The 18,059-nt window shown below is 69.8% G+C and carries 14 protein-coding genes and 1 pseudogene; 3 read left to right on the top strand and 12 right to left on the bottom strand.

Annotation, left to right across the window (positions count from 1 at the left end):
• Nucleotides 1-18 precede the first annotated feature (18 nt).
• The gene (locus J8N05_RS21165) at nt 19-621 is read right to left on the bottom strand and encodes a TetR/AcrR family transcriptional regulator (protein WP_210884931.1); all 603 of its coding nucleotides are present in this window, start codon (nt 619-621) and stop codon (nt 19-21) included.
• A gap of 128 nt (nt 622-749) precedes the next feature.
• On the opposite strand from J8N05_RS21165, the gene J8N05_RS21160 reads away from it, so the two are divergent.
• The gene (locus J8N05_RS21160) at nt 750-1,481 is read left to right on the top strand and encodes an SDR family oxidoreductase (RefSeq protein WP_210884930.1); all 732 of its coding nucleotides are present in this window, start codon (nt 750-752) and stop codon (nt 1,479-1,481) included.
• A gap of 53 nt (nt 1,482-1,534) precedes the next feature.
• Here J8N05_RS21160 and J8N05_RS47515 read toward each other — a convergent pair.
• The 3 genes and pseudogenes from J8N05_RS47515 to J8N05_RS21150 form a co-directional block, all read right to left on the bottom strand.
• Nucleotides 1,535-1,630 (bottom strand): annotated as a pseudogene (locus J8N05_RS47515) (IS5/IS1182 family transposase); the annotation flags it as partial.
• 89 nt (nt 1,631-1,719) lie between these two features.
• Complete coding sequence (locus tag J8N05_RS21155; protein WP_210884928.1) at nt 1,720-4,260, bottom strand: ABC transporter permease; 2,541 nt, start codon at nt 4,258-4,260, stop codon at nt 1,720-1,722.
• A gap of 79 nt (nt 4,261-4,339) precedes the next feature.
• Nucleotides 4,340-5,122, bottom strand: coding sequence for an ABC transporter ATP-binding protein (locus J8N05_RS21150; RefSeq protein ID WP_210884926.1), 783 nt, complete (start codon nt 5,120-5,122; stop codon nt 4,340-4,342).
• Nucleotides 5,123-5,401: 279 nt separating this feature from the next.
• Between J8N05_RS21150 and J8N05_RS21145 the strand changes: the two genes are divergently transcribed.
• The gene (locus tag J8N05_RS21145) at nt 5,402-5,989 is read left to right on the top strand and encodes an RNA polymerase sigma factor (RefSeq protein WP_247706379.1); all 588 of its coding nucleotides are present in this window, start codon (nt 5,402-5,404) and stop codon (nt 5,987-5,989) included.
• Entirely contained in the window at nt 5,986-6,591 is a 606-nt protein-coding gene (locus tag J8N05_RS21140; RefSeq protein WP_210884923.1) for a hypothetical protein, read from the top strand. Before J8N05_RS21145 ends, J8N05_RS21140 begins: the two co-directional genes overlap by 4 nt.
• Before the next feature lie 160 nt (nt 6,592-6,751).
• Here the strand turns inward: J8N05_RS21140 and J8N05_RS21135 are convergent, their stop codons facing one another.
• The 8 genes from J8N05_RS21135 to J8N05_RS21100 form a co-directional block, all read right to left on the bottom strand.
• Nucleotides 6,752-9,115, bottom strand: a complete 2,364-nt coding sequence (locus tag J8N05_RS21135) for a ricin-type beta-trefoil lectin domain protein (protein WP_383951309.1) — start codon at nt 9,113-9,115, stop codon at nt 6,752-6,754.
• Nucleotides 9,116-9,384: 269 nt separating this feature from the next.
• Entirely contained in the window at nt 9,385-11,562 is a 2,178-nt protein-coding gene (locus tag J8N05_RS21130) for a bifunctional serine/threonine-protein kinase/ABC transporter substrate-binding protein (RefSeq protein WP_210884921.1), read from the bottom strand.
• Between the two features lie 114 nt (nt 11,563-11,676).
• Entirely contained in the window at nt 11,677-12,549 is an 873-nt protein-coding gene (locus J8N05_RS21125; RefSeq protein ID WP_210884920.1) for a hypothetical protein, read from the bottom strand.
• 295 nt (nt 12,550-12,844) lie between these two features.
• Nucleotides 12,845-14,122 (bottom strand): serine hydrolase domain-containing protein, encoded by a 1,278-nt coding sequence (locus tag J8N05_RS21120; RefSeq protein ID WP_247706378.1) that lies wholly within the window; start codon nt 14,120-14,122, stop codon nt 12,845-12,847.
• A 161-nt stretch (nt 14,123-14,283) separates the two neighbouring features.
• Nucleotides 14,284-15,009: a response regulator gene (locus tag J8N05_RS21115; protein WP_210884919.1), complete on the bottom strand. Its 726-nt coding sequence runs from the start codon at nt 15,007-15,009 to the stop codon at nt 14,284-14,286.
• Nucleotides 15,002-16,192, bottom strand: a complete 1,191-nt coding sequence (locus J8N05_RS21110; protein ID WP_210884918.1) for a sensor histidine kinase — start codon at nt 16,190-16,192, stop codon at nt 15,002-15,004. The genes J8N05_RS21115 and J8N05_RS21110 overlap by 8 nt, the downstream gene beginning before the upstream one ends.
• A 168-nt stretch (nt 16,193-16,360) precedes the next feature.
• Nucleotides 16,361-17,059, bottom strand: a complete 699-nt coding sequence (locus tag J8N05_RS21105; RefSeq protein ID WP_210884916.1) for a GntR family transcriptional regulator — start codon at nt 17,057-17,059, stop codon at nt 16,361-16,363.
• A 71-nt stretch (nt 17,060-17,130) separates the two neighbouring features.
• Entirely contained in the window at nt 17,131-18,018 is an 888-nt protein-coding gene (locus J8N05_RS21100; protein WP_210884914.1) for a dihydrodipicolinate synthase family protein, read from the bottom strand.
• Nucleotides 18,019-18,059: the final 41 nt, after the last annotated feature.

The raw sequence follows: 18,059 nt of genomic DNA, 5'->3' as shown, positions 1-18,059 counted from the left end.
GGGTAGCGGGAGGAACGGCTAGGCCAAGTCCTCCGGCGAGGGGGCCCGCGAGTGCGCGGGTTTGAGTCCGTCCAGGGTGAGGTCGAGGAGGCGTTCGGCCTGTTCCCGCTGCTCGGGTTTGGCCGAGGTGAGGGCGATGCCGGCGAGGGCGGCGAACATGTCGGTCGGGCTGATGTCGGACCGGATCGTTCCGGCGGCGGTATTGGCGTCCATGAGGGAGGAGAGGGCGGCCTGAATCATCTTGTGGCTGTCGGCGTAGGGATTGGTTCCCGCGTCGACGACGGCTCGCAGGGCGTTGGCCATGCCTAGTTTGGCGGTGGCGTAGTCGATGAAGCGGCGGGTCCAGGCTCGCAGGGCCTCGGGGGGCGGCATCGCCGCGAGGAGGCCGGGGACGGCGTCGCACAGCCGGGCCACCTCGTTGCGGTACGCCGCCTCGATCAGGGCTTCCCTGGTCGGGAAGTTGCGGTAGAGGGTGCCGGTTCCCACGCCCGCTTCCCTGGCGATGCGCTCGAAATGCGCGTCCAGCCCTTCCTCGGTGAACACGCGTACCGCGGCGGCCAGGATCTTGTCCCGGTTCCGCTGTGCGTCAGCCCTCAGCGGGCGTCCTGCATCCCGGGTCATCAAGCACTCTCCCTGCATCCATTTGCTAAGTGGAGGCGCCGCCGCTTAGTGTCGATTAAGTGGCGGCGCCTCCACTTAGATCGTAGGGCATGGCCGCCCCTGCTCCTTTACTGGAAGGACTGTCCATCATGTCGGGAATCGAAGGCAAAGTCGTGGCGATCACGGGCGCCAGCAGCGGCATCGGTGAGGCGACCGCGCTCCTGCTCGCCGAGCGCGGCGCGAAGATCGTCCTCGGGGCACGCCGTCCGGAACGTCTTGAGGCCCTGGCCGCCCGCATCGAGAAGGCCGGCGGTGAAGCCGCCTGGGCCCGCACGGACGTGACGCGACACGAGGACCTTCTGGGCCTCGTCGAGCTGGCGCGCGATCGATACGGCAAGCTCGACGTCCTCGTCAGCAATGCCGGTGTCGGTCTGATCTCCCGCCTGGACGACCTGCGTGTCGAGGACTGGGAGGAGATGATCGACGTCAACCTCAAAGGCGTCCTGTACGGGATCGCCGCAGCCCTTCCCGTCTTCCGGGAGCAGGGCTTCGGACACTTCGTCAACACCGTGTCCACCGCCGGACTGCGTATCGTGCCGCTCCAGTCGGTGTACGCCGGCACGAAGAACGCCGTGCGCACCATCTCCGAGGGTCTGCGCCAGGAGGCCGGCGACAGCCTGCGCGTGACCGTCGTCTCGCCCGGCGCCGTGCGCACGGACTTCGCGGAGCGCATGGATCCGGCGGTGAAGGGCCAGATCGACAAGTTGATGGAGATCGCCCTTCCGCCGGACGCGGTGGCCCGCGCCATCGCCTTCGCCATCGAACAGCCGGACGGCGTCGACGTAGGCGACATCGTCGTTCGCCCCACAGCCCAGGGATAGCTCAGGGGTAGCTCAGGGGCAGGGCTGCGCAGCCACGCCCCGCGACACACATTGAGCCGGTTGACGCGTCGCTCGACCGCGTCGCGCTGCTGGTACGCCTCGGCGTCGAAGGCGGGTGGCCTGCCACCCGGACGACCTCGGCGCAGACGGTGACCGGCCTGACCCTCGACCCGACGAACCCACGTCGGGCGGGCTGGAAGCCAGCCCGGCCGACGTGGGTGTCACGCGAGGCGCGAAGTCACTCGGACTTGATGGCCGCCAGCATGTTGAGCTTGGAGGCGCGACGGGCGGGCCATACCGCGGCCAGCATGCCCACTCCGGCGGCGAGGGCGAGGAAGAGTGCCAGTCGGCCCCAGGGCATGACCAGTTCGTACGTCGGAAGTGAGGGCGCGATCAGTTCGCCGGTCGCCCAGCCGAAGAACGCACCGAGGCACAGGCCCAGGACCGCGCCGAAGAGCGAGATGACCAGCGACTCCAGGCGCACCATGCGCTTGATGCCCTTGCGGTCCAGGCCGATGGCGCGCAGCATGCCGATCTCCCGGGAACGCTCGAAGACCGACATGGCCAGGGTGTTGATGACGCCGAGGACGGCGACGATCACGGCCATGGCGAGCAGTCCGTAGAGCATGTTCAGCAGCAGAGTGATCGCCTTGGCGATGTCGTCCGAGATGTCCTTCTTGTCCTGCACGTTGATGGCCGGGTTGTCGCCCAGTGCCTTCTGCAACGCGTCCTTCGTGGCCTGGTTCGGGCCGTCCTCGGTCTTCACCATCACCTTGTTGTCGGTGACGTTGTCCATGTGCGCGGAGAGGACCGTGCTGTCGATGACGATTCCGTTGAGCAGGGAATTGCCCTCGTAGACGCCTGCGACGGTGAATTGCTTCCTGGCGCCGTCCTCGAAGGTGACCGGGACGTTCGAGCCCGCGCGCCAGTTGTTGTCCTTGGCGGTGTCCTCGTCGACGACGATGCTGTTCCCGGTGACCTCGGAGAGCGAGCCGGAGCTGAAGTCGACCGAGATCATCTGGCTGATGGTGTCGCCGTCGACGCCGGTGAGCGCCGTCGTGTCGCCGTCGACCAGGGCCGGGGAGGTGCGCTGGGCGCTGGTGGCGGTGACGCCGTCGGTGTGCTTGAGGGTCTTCTCCACGTTGGGTGACAGGCCGGTGGCGCCGATGGCTCCCAGGGAGACGACGTAGTCACTGCGCAGTGAACCTGCGGCCATCTCTTCGATGCTCTTCTGCACACTGCCCGCGATCACGGTCAGGCCGGTGATGAGGGTGAGGCCGATCATGAGCGCGGAGGCGGTGGCGGCGGTGCGGCGGGGGTTGCGCACCGCGTTCTGGCGGGCGAGCTTGCCCGAGATACCGAAGACGCGCAGCACCGGGGCGAAGGCGGCGATCATCGGCCGGGACAGCAGCGGGGTGAGCACGAACACGCCGATCACCAGCGCGCCGGCGCCCAGACCCATCGGTGCCTTGGCGTCGCCGCTGCTCATGCCCGTCCCGGCGAGGACCAGTGCGACACCGCCGACGGCGAGGATCGTGCCGATGGTGTTGCGTACGACGAGGCCGCGGGTGCTCGGAGCGGCGTGCACGCTGCTCATCGCGGCGATCGGGGGGATTTTCGCGGCACGGCGGCCGGGCAGCCACGCGGCGAGGACGGTGACGACGACGCCGACGAGGAGCGCGGCAAGGACGGTGGTCGAGGAGACGACCAGCGGCCCGTCGGGAACCGTGGACCCGGTGGCGCCCAGCAGCGAGCGCAGTGCGGCGCCCAGGCCGATGCCGGCGAGGAGACCGGTGACGGCAGCGACCGAACCGACGACGGTGGCCTCGATCAGTACCGAGCGGGTCACCTGGCGGCGGCTGGCACCGACCGCACGCATCAGGGCGAGTTCCCTGGTGCGCTGGGCGACCAGCATGGTGAACGTGTTGGCGATGATGAAGATGCTGACGAACAGCGCGATCCCGGCGAACACCAGCAGGGCCGTCTGCAGGCCGCTCATGCCGGCCTTGATGTCCTTGGCCTGGTCATCGGCGAGCTTCTTGCCGGTGACCGCCTCCGACCTGGCAGGCAGCAGCTTGTCCACACCGGCCTTCAGCGTCGCCTGGGAGGTGCCGGCCGCGGCCTCGATGTCGATCTGGTCGTACTGGCCGGGCTTGGTGAACAGCTTCTGCGCGGTGGCGTTGTCGAAGAGCGTGAGGGTGCCGCCCGCCGCGACATTGCCGTCGTCGGTGGTGAAGATGCCGACGATCTTCTTCTGGCGCACCGGGCCGTCGGTCGACAGCCGCACGGTGTCGCCGACGCGGTAGTCCCCGCGGTCGGCGGTCCTGGAATCGAGTGCCACCTCGGCGGCGGTCACCGGGGCGCGGCCGGAGCCGAGGTCGTACCGCGGGTCCTTGCCGTTCTTCGCGGGGTAGTAATTGCCACCGGTGCTGGAGAAGCCGTTGCCGAGGAGGTCGCCGTCCTTGTCGGCGACGGCGGTGTAGCCGGCCACCGTGCCGGTGACGGTCCCGGCCCCGGGAACGCCCGAGACCTGGTCCAGCAGACGCTGGCTCAGCCGCGGTGGATCGCCGGGAGTCGTGTCGGCGTCCTTGTCGTGCGGGCGGACCGCGACATCGACATCGCCGAATCCCTTCTCGGAGCTCTTCTGGTAGGCCTTCGAGATCGTGTCGGTGAAAACCAGGGTGCCGGAGACGAAGGCGACGCCGAGGAGCACGGCGAGCACGGTCATCAACAACCGGGCCTTGTGGGCCAGCACATTGCGCAGGGCGGTACGGAACATGGGGGAGTCCTGGAGGAGAGGCGGGAGCGTGGTGGCCGGTTCACGGTGCGACGGCGCCGGGAGGCCGCCGCGCGCGGCGTCAGGTCGTGCGTCCCTTGGCGTCGAAGCGCTTCATGCGGTCGAGGACGGTGCCTGCGGTCGGGTCGTACAGCTCGTCGACGATCCGGCCGTCGGCGAGAAAGATCACCCGGCCCGCGTGGGCGGCCGCGACCGGGTCATGGGTGACCATGACGACGGTCTGGCCGAGCTGCTGCACCGAGTTGCGCAGGAAGCCGAGGACCTCGGCGCCGGAGCGCGAGTCGAGGTTGCCCGTGGGCTCGTCGGCGAACATGATCTCGGGCTTGCCGGCCAGCGCGCGGGCCACGGCCACACGCTGCTGCTGACCACCGGACAGCTGGTTCGGCCGGTGCTTGAGCCGCCCGGACAGGCCGACGGTCTCCACGACCATGTCCACCCACTGCTTGTTGGGCTTGCGGCCGGCGATGTCCATGGGGAGCGTGATGTTCTCCAACGCCGTCAGCGTCGGCAGCAGGTTGAAGGCCTGGAAGATGAAGCCGATCTTGTCGCGGCGCAGCTGGGTGAGTTTCTTGTCCTTGAGTGAGGACACCTCGACGTCGCCGATGCGCGCAGAGCCGCTGGAGATCGTGTCCAGACCGGCCATACAGTGCATGAGCGTGGACTTGCCGGAGCCCGAGGGGCCCATGATCGCCGTGAACTCGGCCTGCCGGAACTCGACAGAGACGCTGTCCAGGGCGACCACCTGGGTCTCGCCCTGTCCGTAGACCTTGGTCAGGTCCGTTGCGCGGGCTGCGGCCACGGCGGGGCGGGTCGCGGTGGGGGCGCCGGAGGGGAAGGCGGTCACGGTGGAGTGCTCCTGTCGTACGAGGGCCGTCGGACCGGAAGATGCCTGGGGCCCGTGGGGGTGAACCAGTGGGGTTTCGTCGTGGTCTCCATCCTCCGTGCCGACGAGACCTCGGACATCCGCCCGCACGCCCGTTACTGCTCCTGACCAAAGTCGAAGGTCGCTGTCGCCGAGTAGTCCTCAAGAAGGAGAGATCTCCACCCGCAGACGGTCCGGTCCCGACAGCGGGCCCCGGTGAAAGAAAGCGGGTGGTGCCGGACAGGCGGAGGTATGGAGTTCATGCTGGAGCGTGGGCGCTCCCGGGATCGGGAAGCCCGATTCGAGGCGCTGGTGGGTGTTGTCGCCGAGCCGCTGCACCGGTATCTGCGTCGCAGAGCGGATCCCGGTGCGGTCGACGACGTCCTCGCGGAGACGATGCTCGTGCTGTGGCGCAGGCTGGAGGATGTGCCGGGGCTCGGCACGGGGCGTACGGCCGATCCCGCCGAAGTGCTGCCGTGGTGTTACGGAGTTGCCCGTGGCTGTCTGGCCAACGCGCGCCGGGCCGAAGGGCGTCGGCTCCGGCTGGTGGAACGGCTGGCCCGTACAACACGGGCACCTGTCTCGTGGCCGGGGGCCCAGGACATCGGTGACGGTGAGCTGGAATCCGCACTGCGGAGGCTGGGCGCGGTCGACCGCGAGGTGCTGCTGCTGTGGGCCTGGGAGGGGCTGGCGCCGCGTGAGATAGCCGAGGCGATCGGCATGACCCCGAACGCCGTCAGCATCCGCATGCATCGGGCGAAGAGGAAGCTCGCCGCGTTGCTGGAGCGAAAGAACGGCGCTTCGGCCGCACATATGTCTGGTGAAGGACAAGGAAGGAGCGACCGGTGAACGATGAGGAACTGCTCGCCCGGCTGAAGGCCGCCGACCCCGCATCGGCCGCGTCGACTCCTCCCCCCGTTCCCCACCGGCTGATGGAGGCCACCATGACCGTCGACACCGAGGTACGAACCGTGCCGTCGTCCCCCCACCGGCCTCGCCGCCGACTGGCCCTCGTGGCGGCGGCGGTGTTCACGGTGGCCGGCGGTATCGCCTGGGGCGCGGTGGACTTCTCCGACGACACCCCGTCCGCGCGCCCGTCCGCGCTTGTCCTCAAGGCCGCGGGGGAGAGCGGCGAAGCCAGGTGCGCAGGCCCCACCGTCGACAGTCTGCGCGACCGGGCGACAGGACATACGGCAGCCTTCGAGGGCACGGTGACTTCCGTCAGCGGCGATCAGGTCACCTTCAAGGTCGACCACTGGTACACCGACGGGGACGCTTCCACCGTCCGGGTCACGAACATCGAACACTGGGAGGACGGCATCACCTTCCACGCCGGCGACCACGGATTCATCGTCGCCCGCAACGGCTCCATGGGTTTCTGCGACAACGCGTTCTGGACCGATCCCTCCCTCCGCGGTCTCTTCCACCGGGCGTTCGAACGCAGGGGCTGACAGGTCCCTTGTCGCCGCTATGCGTGAGTGGACGCCCAGCTGACGTCTAGCCGGCGGCCGGCGGCCGGCAGGACGACGCTTCCCGTGTCCCGACGGTGCGCCGAGGCCCAGGTGTTCCCGGGCCTCGGCGCTGTGGAACCGTCACCTTTCGGCAGGACCTCTACGAAAGGACCCACTTCTGGCTCTGCTGACTGCCACACGTCCACAGATGGACCGCGGTGCCGTCGGCCGACGCCCCGCCGGTGACGTCCAGGCATTTGCCGGACTGCGGATTGCGCAACGTGCCGTTGGTCTGCGGCTGCCAGACCTGGGCCGCGGTTCCGTTGCAGGTGTAGAGCTGCACCTTCGTGCCGTCGGCCGTGCCCGAGTTGTCGATGTCCAGGCATTTGCCCAGCGCGCGGACGGCGCCGGTGCCGAGCAGGGACCACTCCTGGGCCACGGTGCTGTTGCAGGTCCACAGCTGGACCTTGGTCCCGTCGGCCGTGTTGGCGTTGTCCACGTCCAGGCACTTGCCGAGGCCCTTCACCTCTCCGGTGCGGGACGGCGTACCGGGGAGCTGGTTGAGGGTGTACCAGGCCTCGGTGCTCCACAGCTGCTTGCCGTCGGCCGAGCTGAAGGGGCGGGCCGAACGGACATGGACCACCCGGTTGGGCTTGAGCCCGGGGATGGCCAGGGTGACCGTCTTGCGGTCGCTGGAGACCGTGGCCGACTGGACGGTCAGTGTCTCCTCGTCGACCTTGGGACCGCCGTAGTCGACCCGGGGCACGTAGCGCCACTGCTTGACCTTGTAGCGCGCGGCCAGGCCTGCGGCGGTCTCGTTCGATATGGGCTGGGTGTATTCGAAGGCGAAGCCGCCGTTGACGGCACGCATCTGACGGATGTCGAAGGCGCCGGTGCCGGACGGCGTCAGCTTCTGCAGACCGAACTTGAGCTTGCCTTCCTGGCCCCAGTTGCCGTCCGCGCCGAGGCCGCCGATGTAGAGGGCCCCGTCGGGGCCGACACTGATCCGGTTGACGCCGACTTCCAGGCCCTGGGTGAGGCGGAACACGGCGCCCTGGTACTCGTCGTTGACCTTCTCCAGGTATCCGCGCTGGATGCCGCCGTAGGTCACGTCGCCGAACAGCATCTGGCCGGCGAACGGCCCGTCGTTCAACTGCAGTGGTGTGCTCGGGGAGTTGGCTATCTCGTTCTGGGGGAGCCACAGCACCGGCTTGGTCACGTTCTGCGAGCTGAACGGGCCCGCCGGATTGATGTAGTGGTTGAAGAAGCGGTCCTGTTTGACCTGGACCAGCTTCGACGAGGGCAGCCACCCGCCCTGGTTGTCGGTGACGAAGATGTCACCCTCAGGACCCCACCCGATGCCGTTGGGGGTGCGCAGCCCGCCGGCCACGTAACTGACCGCTCCCGTGGCCTTGTTGACCTTGATCGTGGTGCCGCGGTTCGCGGCGGGCTGCGGATTCGTCGTCGCTCCGCCGTAGTTGATGGATACGGACAGGTTCAGGTAGAAGAACCCGTCCTTGTACAGCAGGCCGAACGCGAACTCGTGGAAGTTGCCGCCGTAGGGCCAGGTGGCGACCCTCCGGTAGGTGTCGGTGACCTCGTCGCCGTTGGTGTCGTTGAGTTCGGTCAGTTCGTGCTTCTGTGACACGTACAGCTTGCCGTCCACGTACTTGATGCCCATGGGCTCCTTGAGCCCCGAAGCCACCTTCTTGTACGTCACCTTGTCCGGTCCGGTGCTGCCGGTGACGTTGCTCAATAGGTAGACCTCGCCGGTCGTGTTCTCCGAGCCGCCCCAGGTGGCCACGGCGAGCCTGCCGTCGGGAAGCCAGTCCATGGCGGAGACCTGCGGTTCGAACCCGGTGGGCCGCAGGTTGGTCAGGGTGTAGTTCGGGTGCACGCCGGTCAGGGGCAGGCCGTCGCCCGGTGAATCGCCGGCAAGTTCGCATTCCTTGCGTCCCGGAGCCGTGACCCGGACGACGTCGGCGTCCGTGCTGAGCACCGAGTTGGGCACCACGGTGAAGGCGGTGGCGGAGGGCGGCTTCCAGGCCAGGGTGACCTGCTGCCCGCCGTCCTTCTCGAAGTGGTCGATGCGGATCGAGTGGTATCCGGCCGTCAGGACAACGTTGCCGTCCTTCGGGTCGGCGCCGTGCAGCCCGTCGTGGCTGATGACGAGTTGGTCGTCGACGAGGAGCCGGGAGCCGTCGTCGGTGGTGAGCCGGAAGCTGTACGTCCCGGCGGTGGGGACGTTGATGTTGGCGATCGTCTGCGAGACGAAGTTGGCGCTGAAGCCGAAGTCCGCGTCGGAGGACCAGTCGATCACCGGCATCAGCTTGTCGACGTTCGGTGTCTGGCCGGGCTTGAGCTCACAGAGCTTCTCAAGCGGCACCTGCATGTCGAAGACACGCAGGGTGACGCCCGGCTCCTGCGGGGGAAGAGCGTCGGCGGAACGGTCGGGCGGGGCCGCCGAACCCGTGGGGGTGGACAGCCCCAGTGCCAGAAGCGAAGTGACGATGGTCGTGGCCAGGCGTCTGCCGAACCGCCCGGATAACAGCCGTGGATACACGTGGCCTCCTGTTCGCTCCCCGGCATGGGGAACGCAGATGGACGAGTGAGTAGATCCACCGCTGCCGGTGCGCGCCGTCGCACCGGATACGGAGTGTGGCGTACGGGACGTATGAGATCTCGTGCCGTCGCGACGGACACAGTAGGGACTTTCTCCGAACTCGTCCATACTCTGTCCTCACCGAGGCCAAAGTTTCCCGCTGTCACCGGACCGGGGCACCGAGGGCAGGCTCAGGCTTTCTCGGGGTCCGTGCCCAGGAAGTGGAACCGGCCGTTCTTCACCCGGTACAGGAAGACGCCCTGATCGCCTGTGTACCAGCCGTTCTCCTTGTTGAAGGCGTACGGCTTGGACACCCCTTCGAACGTGGTGGTGCGCAGCACCGGCACCAGGTCCTGGCGGGACACGCTCTTCCTGTCCAGGCCCTCCACGCAGGCGGTGATCAGCCGGACCGCGTCGTACGCCTCGGCGGCGAACAGCGGCGGAGCGGAATCGAAGCGGGCGCGGAACGCCGTCGCGAAGGCGCGCGCCGACCGTACGGCCGACGGGTCGACCGCCGTGGACACGATCAGCCAGTCGTCGCCCGCGGCGCCCGCCTCGCGCAGGAACCGTGGGTCGTGGGCGGCCTGGGTGGCGAACTTCGGGCCCCGGTAGCCGGTCTTCGCGAGGGCGCGGGCGAAGCGGGCCGCGTCCTGCCAGTCCCCGCCGTGGACCACGGCACCGGGCCGCTTCGCCACCAACTGCCGGGCGCGGGCCGCGTGGTCGTCGCTGTCCAGCGGCAGGGTTTCGGCGAGGACGTTCCGGTCGCCGCCGGTGCGCAGGCCCTCGCTGAGGAAGCGGGTGACCTGGCGGCTGTACTCGGTCTCGTTGTCGACGAGGGCGATGTCGTCGAGATCGTGGATCCCCAGGTAGCCGGAGACGGGGACCATCTGCATCGCGTCGTTCGGCCGGGCGCACTGGAACACCCGGTTGATGTGCCGGGTGTCCCCGTCCATCACGCTGATCACCGACAGGGCGGCCTCGTCGTACGCGCTCAGCACCGCGCCCGCCGCGCGCGTGCTCGTCGCACCCAGGACGGCGACCACCGAGGCGTCGTCCGTGAACCGGCGGGCGGCGGTCAGTGCCCGCGCTTCGTCACCCCGGTCGTCGACCGTGGTCAGCTTCAGCGTGAAGGGGGCGTCCGAGCGGGAGTTGTGGGCCTCGACCGCCAGCTGGGCACCCTGCTGTTGTGCCCTGCCCCGGGCGCTCTGCGCGCCGCTCAGGTCCGCCTGGATGCCGATGCCCAGCACCGGGCGGGTCTTCGCCCCGCCGCCGTTGCCGTCCGAACCGGTGCCTCTGCCATCGTCCGAACCGGTTCGGCCGTCGTTCCCCGCTCCGGTGAGCCATGCTGTCGTCGCCCCGCCCGCCGCGAGGACCGCGCCGCCCGCGGCCAGGTAGGTCAGGAAGCGGCGCCGGCCGGGCGCTGGGGCTCCGGGTTGTGCGGGACGGGTGTCCGTGTCGCCCTGGGCCGCGACGAACTGCGTGGACTCGATGTCCGGCAGACTCAGCATCCGCGTGGAACGTGACGCGATCAGATGGGTCACCGGGGCGGGCAGCCAGCTCTGCCCGACCGTGTCCTGCGTCCACCGTGTCCGGATCTGCGCGGCCGTCGGCCGGGACTCCGCGTCCTTGGACACACATGCCTGGACGAGGGGCAGCAGAGCCGGGGGTACGCCGTCCAGGTCCGGCGGATCGTAGACCGTACGGAACAGCATCGCGTCGACCGGGCCGCTGCCGAACGGGCGGCGGCCGGTCGCCGCGTACGCCAGGACACAGCCCAGCGAGAAGATGTCGCTGGGCGGGCCGATCCGGCGGCCCTGGGCCTGCTCGGGGGAGAGGAAGCCGGGGGAACCGACGACCGTGCCCGTCGCGGTGAGGACGGTGTCGTCCAGGGCGCGGGCGATCCCGAAGTCGATCAGGCGGGGCCCGTCCAGTGCGAGCAGGACGTTGCCCGGCTTGACGTCCCGGTGTACCATCCCCGCCGCGTGCACCGCCTCCAGTGCCTCGGCGAGCCTCGCGCCGAGGGCCCACACGCTGTGCTCCGGGAGCGGCGGCCCGGCTCCGATCGCGTCGCTCAGCGCGGGACCGGGCACGAACTCGGTGGCCAGCCATGGGGCCGCCGCCTCCGTGTCCGCGTCCACGACCGGCACCGCCCAGCGGTTGCGGACCTGCCGGGCGATCGACACCTCGCGGCGGAAACGGGTACGGAAGGCGTCGTCGTCGGCGTACTCGGCCCGGATCAGCTTGATCGCGACGAGCGCGCCGCCCTGGGAGCGGCCCAGCAGGACCACACCCATTCCGCCGGCGCCGAGCCGGCCGAGGACGCGGTAGCCGGCGATGTGGGCCGGATCGGAGGAGTGGAGTGGTTCCATCAGCGGTGACGTCCCGGAGATCTGAGCGTGGTCATCTGGTGGCGGTCGGCCGGTGGGGGAGCGGTTCATGGCGGTGGCCGGCCTCGCCTGGCGCCAAGTGCCTGCCGGGGAAGGTCACTTCAGCTCCGTCTCGACCCGGTAGAGGAGCTTGGCGCCCGCCTCGGCCGCCAGCCGGACGAGGTCCGTGGTCTCGTACCCCCGGGCCCCCTTGACCGAGACGGCCGTCGTCACCGGGCCGATACGGGACTTCGTCCACACGTACTCCTGTTTCCCGCCCGAACCGGCTCCGGTGTACTTGCCCGCCTCGAACAGGGTGGCGTCCGCGTTCTTGATGTCCTTCTGATCCAGGTGCATCGACATCAGGCCGTCCAGCCGCTGTCCGCCGCCCAGGTCCTGCCCCGGGCAGCGGAAGCTCTCCTGGACCGTGTCCTTCATCTCCCGGTCGGCGTCCTCGGTCGTGCGGTGGACCGTCACCGTCACCGAACCCTGCACACGGCCCTTGCCGCCCTTCGCCGGTACGTCGATCCGGCGGGTGTAGCTGTCCAGGACGTGCTGCGGCAGGCTGCCGCGCGACCAGACGCAGGAATCGGCGAGCACCGGCCAGGTACCCGCCGTCTCGTACGGGTCGTGCTTCACCATGCCGGGCGTCCAGTCGGCCGGTGCCAGTGCAGCGTTCCGGCTCAACTCGCGCGCTTGGGCCGCGTTCTTGGGGACCTTCTTCGGGTCGGGCGTGAAGTCGTAGGCGTCATCGCTCTGCTGCGGGTCCGCCGTGGAGCCGGTGCTCGGCTCGCCGCTCGCTTCCACAGCCGGGCTCGGGTCCGCCGACGGGCTGTTCTTGCCCGGCCCCCCGGCGCCGGTACCCGACGAGCCCTTACCGTCCCCATCCGTCTTCTCCGAAGCGGAACCGTCCCCGCCGCAGGCGGCAAGGACGGTGACGGCCAACGCGACGGCTGTCCCCATCGCGACGGATCGGCATGCTTCATGCATGTTTGCCATGGTCTACCCCCGGTCGTTTTGCGCCTCGGGGCTCGTGCGAACCACGCCCGATCTTCCCGGTGCGTGGCGATATTAGGCACAGGATCGGCTCCACGTCCCGGGTCGGATACTCAGATCCCGGTGTGAGATATACCCAAGTCGGCCCGGGTGCCGTGCTCATGGGGCGCGGGGCGGACCGGAGTCTCGACGCGTTGTCGCAGCCGGGGGCCGTGCCCGTGTCGATCCTGGCTGGAAAACAGCGCATGCGAACTGCGGCCCGCCCCCGACGCGATCCTCAAGGCGGAGGCTAGGGCTGCGGCTTGCCCAGCATGAGGCAGATGGCGGCCTGGGTGAGTTCCTTGTTCGCGGCGGCTGCCCGCTCCTCCTTGATGCCGAAGTTGGTGCTCGTCAGGACGGCGACACTGCGGCGGCCGCTCGTGTCGGTGTAGATCTCGCTGGAGTAGCCGGGCAGGCCGCCCGTGTGCCCCCAGACGGTGCCGCAAGGAGTGTTGATCCGCATCAGACCGAGTCCGTAGCGTCCGCCTTCCTCGGGGGCGTCGACCGTGGTGCGCATCTCCTTCATCTGGGCCGGGGGCAGCAGGTCGCCGGACATCAGCGCGGTGAGGAAGCGCTGCCAGTCCTGCGCGGTGGAGACCATGCCTCCCTCCGCCCAGGACCAAGCCGGGTCGATGGCGGACGTCTCGACGTTGCCCTCGGGACGCTCGGGACCAGCGAACCCGAAACCGTCGGGCAGATCCACGACCCCGGCCAGGATGGCCTTGAGACGCTCGGCGTCCGGCTCGTAGCCCGCCGCATGACTGTCCGAGGTCCAGTCCGCGTTCGTGGCCAGGTACGAGTCCTTCATGCCCAGCGGCTCGGTGATCCGCTGCTCTAGCAGCCGGGCCAGACCCGTACCGGTGGCCTTCTCCAGGATCATCCCGAGGGCTACGTAGTTGGTGTTGCTGTAGGAGTACTTCTCACCGGGTGCGGTCGGCGGGTCCTGGTCGGGGGTGATCGCGAGGAGTTCCTGCGGAGTCCACGTCCGCTCTTCCTGGCCCGTCAGGGAACCCAGGAACTGCGGCGTGAGGAAGAAGTCGCCGAGTCCGCTGGTGTGGTTGAGCAGCATCCGTACGGTGATGTCCTTGCCGCCCCTGACCGCCCCGGGCAGCCACTTGTCGACCGTGTCGTCGAGACCGATGCGGTGCTCGGCGACCTGCTGCAGGACGAGGGTGGCGGTGAGTGTCTTCGTGTTGGAACCGACCCTGAACAGGTCACCGGGAGCGAGGCGGTGGTCGGCCTTCGTCCAGGAGGCCTGTCGGGCGGTCTCCAGGGCCTTGCCCCTGCCGGTGTCGACGCGGACGATCACGCCCAGGGAGCCGGTGTCCGCGGCCTTCTGCGCGAGGCCGCCCAGAGTCCTGTCGGCCGACGCGTTCACCGCCCCCTTGCTCTGTCCGCCCGAGGGGTGTGCGGCTTCGGCCGGTGGCTGGGAGCAGCCCATGAGCACCGCACCGGTGCAGGTGGCAAGCCCCATGGCCAGTGTCCTGCGCAGGATGCGGTGGGAGTGGGACGATGTCTGTGCGGGCATGACGGTTTCCTTCGACGGGTGACGGTTGCCTGGTGCGCCGGGAACCCGGGGCGTCGGCCCCGTTCGGCCGTCTGCCGGCCGGGCCCCGCGCACAAGAACCATTCAGCCAGCGGCGCCGGCCCGGCACATCGCTCCATGGCGTGGCTGTCGCGGGTGCCGGCTCACTCCAAGGGACGACCCCGGCCGCCGGGCTCCGGCGTCGCCGCGTCCCCGGGGGCGGGGGACGACAACGCGTTCCTGGCCAGGACCGCCGCCTGGGCGCGGCTTCGGCAGCCGGTCTTCGTGAGCATCCGGCTGACATGCGTCTTCACCGTGTGCAGGCTCACGACGAGCCGCTCGGCGATCTCGGCGTTGCTCAGCCCCTCCCCGATGAGTCCCAGGACGTCGCGTTCCCGCTCGGTGAGGTGTTCCAGCCGGGCCAGTTCCTGGCCGTCGGGCCGCTGCCGGCCGTTGAGATGGCCCTCGATGATCCGGCGGGTCACCAGGGGGCTCAGTGCGCTGTGGCCCGCCGCCGCGGCCCGGACGGCCCCGGCCAGTTCTTCGTACGAACTGTTCTTGAGCAGGAATCCGGACGCCCCCGCGGCGAGCGCGTCGTCGACGAACTCGTCCAGGTCGAACGTCGTCACCATGAGGACACGGCAGCGTCCGGGACCGACCAGTCCCCGGCGGCCCAGCTCGGTGAGCGCCCACAGTCCGTTGCGGCGCGGCATGCGGATGTCCATCAGCAGTACGTCCGGCCGAAGCCGCGTGCACGCTTCGACGGCTTCCTCGCCGTCGCCCGCCGTGCCCACCACCGTCAGGTCCGCCTGGCTGTCCAGGATCGCGCTGAGGCCGGCGCGGATGACCGGCTCGTCGTCCACCACGAGCACACTGATCCGCTCAGCCACCGAAGACCTCCAACGGCATCGTGACCAGGACGCGGAAGCCGCCGTCGCCGGTCGGCCCCGCGGTGAACTCGCCGCCCAGTGCGCCGACTCGTTCGCGCATGCCGGTCAGGCCGTGGCCGACGCCCGCACCGGCCGTGGCGCGCCGTGTCCCGCGGTCGTTCACGACCTCGCACCGCAGCTGCGTCGGCCCATGGTCGAGGGTCAGCCGGACCGGCGCGCCGGGCGCGTGCCGGCGGGCGTTGACCAGTGCTTCCTGGAGGACGCGGTACCCGGCCAGTTGCACCGGTCCCGGCAACGACTCCAAGGTGTCCGCCTTGCGCACCTCCACGGTTCCACCCGCGGCACGGTGGCTGTCCAGCAGGGCGTCCAGCTCGCCGAACCCGGGCGTCGGCAGCAGCGCGGTGGCGTCCGCGGGGTCACGCAGCATCCGCAGCAGGCCCCGCAGATCGCCGCTGCTCTGCCGGCCGGCCGCCGCCAGTGCGTCGACCTGGGGACGGGCCCAGCCGGGCAGCTCGGCGCCGTGAGAACGCAGGATCTCCGCGTGCATGACCAGCAGCGTGAGCGAGTGCGCGACCACGTCGTGCATCTCGCGCGCGATGCGCTCCCGCTCCCGCCGTGCGACGTGCTCGGCCTCCATGGCCCGGGCCCGGCTCGCGTCGGCCGCCCGCCGCTCGGCCGCGGCGAGCAGTGTCCCCCGGGTGCGCGCGGCGAACCCCATCGCCCAGGCCAGCGGCATCGGGGCGAGCACGGCGAGGACGTCCACGCCGCCCCTGAACCCGGGGGGAGCGGCCGTCGCCCGGTTCACCCAGATACCGGCCGCGAACAACGCGGCGCTGCCTGCCGCTGCCGGTACGGCTCGCGTCCAACGCGGACAGCGGCTGCCCAGGTTGTAGAGCAGCACGGCGAGCGGCAGGAAGACCAGCGGGGACAGCTTCGCGCCCTGCGCCGCGCCCGCGACCAGCGCCGTCACAAGGGCCCCGGCCCCCACGACGAGGGCAGTGGCCGGCAGTCGCCGGCGCAACAGCAGGACCACGGCGGCCACCGCCTCGTACGCAGTCAGCGCGACCCACGCCGGCCCGGACGGGTCCGCGTAGGGCTGCGACAGCAGCGGTGGAACAAGTGTCAGTACGACCAGGCCCGCATCGCCGCCCCACCCCGGCCACCGAACGTCAACGATTCCCATCCGGCCAACCCTAGGAGCTCACGCAGCGGCCTTCGTCAATCCAAAGAGCTACTTCCTGCCCAGGTACCGGCTCGCGGTTGCGCGCCGGCCGGCGTCGCTTCGACTGGCTGGAGCCGGGGGTGGAAAGCCAGGGCTGCGCGTGAGGGGGGTCGCAGGTGCGCTCGGGGATCATGTGACGATGCTGTGGGAGTCCATGTCGGCCAGGGTCCATTCCTCGACCTCGGCGAGGTGGACGGCGGCGGCCTCCTGGGCGGCCGGCACATTGCGTGCCGCCATGGCGTCCAGGATCTCCAGGTGCCGTTCGGTGGAGCCGGCGAGGCGGTGCGGGCCGGTCGCGCCGAGGACCCGCAGCCAGTACACGAAGGGCTCGACCGAGTCACGGGCGGAGATGAGCCTGCTGTTGCCGGTGCTGGCGATGATCTCGCCGTGGATGCGGGTGTCGCTGGCGAAGAACGGTTCGTAGTCGCCGCGTTCGGCGGCCGCGAGGGCGGCCACGGCCTCCTCGCGGAGGTCGGCGATCTGTTTCAGCGGCATGGCCGCCGCGGCGACACCGGTGGCGAGCCACTCAAGCCCTTTGCGCAACTGGCAGACCTCGTGCACGTCCTGACGGCTCGGCCGCGTCACGAACGTACCCGAGCGGGGACGTGTCTCGACGAGCCTGTCGTGTTCGAGGCGCACCAGTGTGTCGCGTACCGGTGTGCGCGACACGCCGAACTCGGTCGCGATGGCCCCCGGGTCGAGGCGTGAACCGGGGGCGTACTCGCCGGAGGTGATGCGTGCGCAGAGGATCGCGTACAGCTGCTCGGAGATCGACTCGACGACGAGGGGCTGTGGTCCGCGACGGTTGCGGACCGATGTGCTGGCCATGATCGCCCCTCTGGTCGGGTCCGGTCGGATCTGGTCTGACGGGTCGCCCACGAGGTTGTGGGACGTGACATCTAATCGATCAGATTAGCCGTTCGGAGCGCGGCGCGGATGCGGGCGCGGTCGGATTCGGTGGCCGGCTGGAAGGGGCGGCGGGGGAGACCCGGGGAGCGGCCCTGGAGTTCGAGTGCCGCCTTCAGTGTCGCGGGGAGGTTGGGCGCGTCGATCGCCCGCCACACGGTGAGGATGCGCTCGTGCAGGCTCAGGGCCTTGGCGTGGTCACCGCTCTGGACCGCGTTCCAGAGTTCGACGCTCAGCGCGGGCGTGACGGTGGGGATCGCGGCGAGCGCGCCGTGGGCGCCCATGGCGAACGCCGGGTAGTGCAGGTCGTCGAGCGCGGCGAGGATGACGAACCGCTCGCGCATGCGGTGCAGCAGGTCGGCGAGCAGGTGCATGTCGCCGCCGGACTGCTTGATCGCCACGACCTGCGGAACGTCGCGCAGCAGCTCGATGGTGTCGACGGGGACCAGGGCCCAGGGCACCACGTTGTACAGGACGATGGGCAGGTCGGTCGCCTCGCCGATCTCCCGGTAGTGCGCCACGGTCTCCTCGGGCGAGGGTGAGAAGACGTAGTGCACGGGCGTCACCTGGAGGGCGTCGACGCCGACCTCCTTGAGGGCGAGCGAGTAGCGCTTGGCCTGGGCGGTCGAGTTCTGGATGACGCCGCCGATCACCGGCACCCGGCCGGCGACCTCGTCGACGACGGTGGCGCAGATCGCCGCGCTCTCCTCCAGGGAGAGGGTCTGTCCCTCACCGGTACTGCCGCAGGCGCAGATGGCGGTGACGCCCTGGCCGAGGAGGTACTTCACCTCGCCGCGCAGCAGATCCAGGTCGACCTCGTCGTTCTCGTCGAACGGCGTGACGACGGTGGAAATCATCCCGCCGAGCTGGATGTCCTTCACGTGTCCTCCTGCGTATTGCCGCGCTCAGGATGCGGATGTAA

The sequence above is a fragment of the Streptomyces liliiviolaceus genome (assembly GCF_018070025.1).
GTDB lineage: Bacteria > Actinomycetota > Actinomycetes > Streptomycetales > Streptomycetaceae > Streptomyces > Streptomyces liliiviolaceus.
This window is presented reverse-complemented; position numbering and strand designations above follow the sequence as displayed.

Excerpts from the sequence above, each read along its gene's own strand:
- J8N05_RS21165 (WP_210884931.1), bottom strand. The coding sequence starts at position 621 with ATGACCCGGGATGCAGGACGCCCGCTGAGGGCTGACGCACAGCGGAAC.
- J8N05_RS21160 (WP_210884930.1), top strand. The coding sequence starts at position 750 with ATGTCGGGAATCGAAGGCAAAGTCGTGGCGATCACGGGCGCCAGCAGC.
- J8N05_RS21155 (WP_210884928.1), bottom strand. The coding sequence starts at position 4,260 with ATGTTCCGTACCGCCCTGCGCAATGTGCTGGCCCACAAGGCCCGGTTG.
- J8N05_RS21145 (WP_247706379.1), top strand. The coding sequence starts at position 5,402 with ATGCTGGAGCGTGGGCGCTCCCGGGATCGGGAAGCCCGATTCGAGGCG.
- J8N05_RS21130 (WP_210884921.1), bottom strand. The coding sequence starts at position 11,562 with ATGGAACCACTCCACTCCTCCGATCCGGCCCACATCGCCGGCTACCGC.
- J8N05_RS21125 (WP_210884920.1), bottom strand. The coding sequence starts at position 12,549 with ATGCATGAAGCATGCCGATCCGTCGCGATGGGGACAGCCGTCGCGTTG.
- J8N05_RS21120 (WP_247706378.1), bottom strand. The coding sequence starts at position 14,122 with ATGCCCGCACAGACATCGTCCCACTCCCACCGCATCCTGCGCAGGACA.
- J8N05_RS21110 (WP_210884918.1), bottom strand. The coding sequence starts at position 16,192 with ATGGGAATCGTTGACGTTCGGTGGCCGGGGTGGGGCGGCGATGCGGGC.
- J8N05_RS21105 (WP_210884916.1), bottom strand. The coding sequence starts at position 17,059 with ATGGCCAGCACATCGGTCCGCAACCGTCGCGGACCACAGCCCCTCGTC.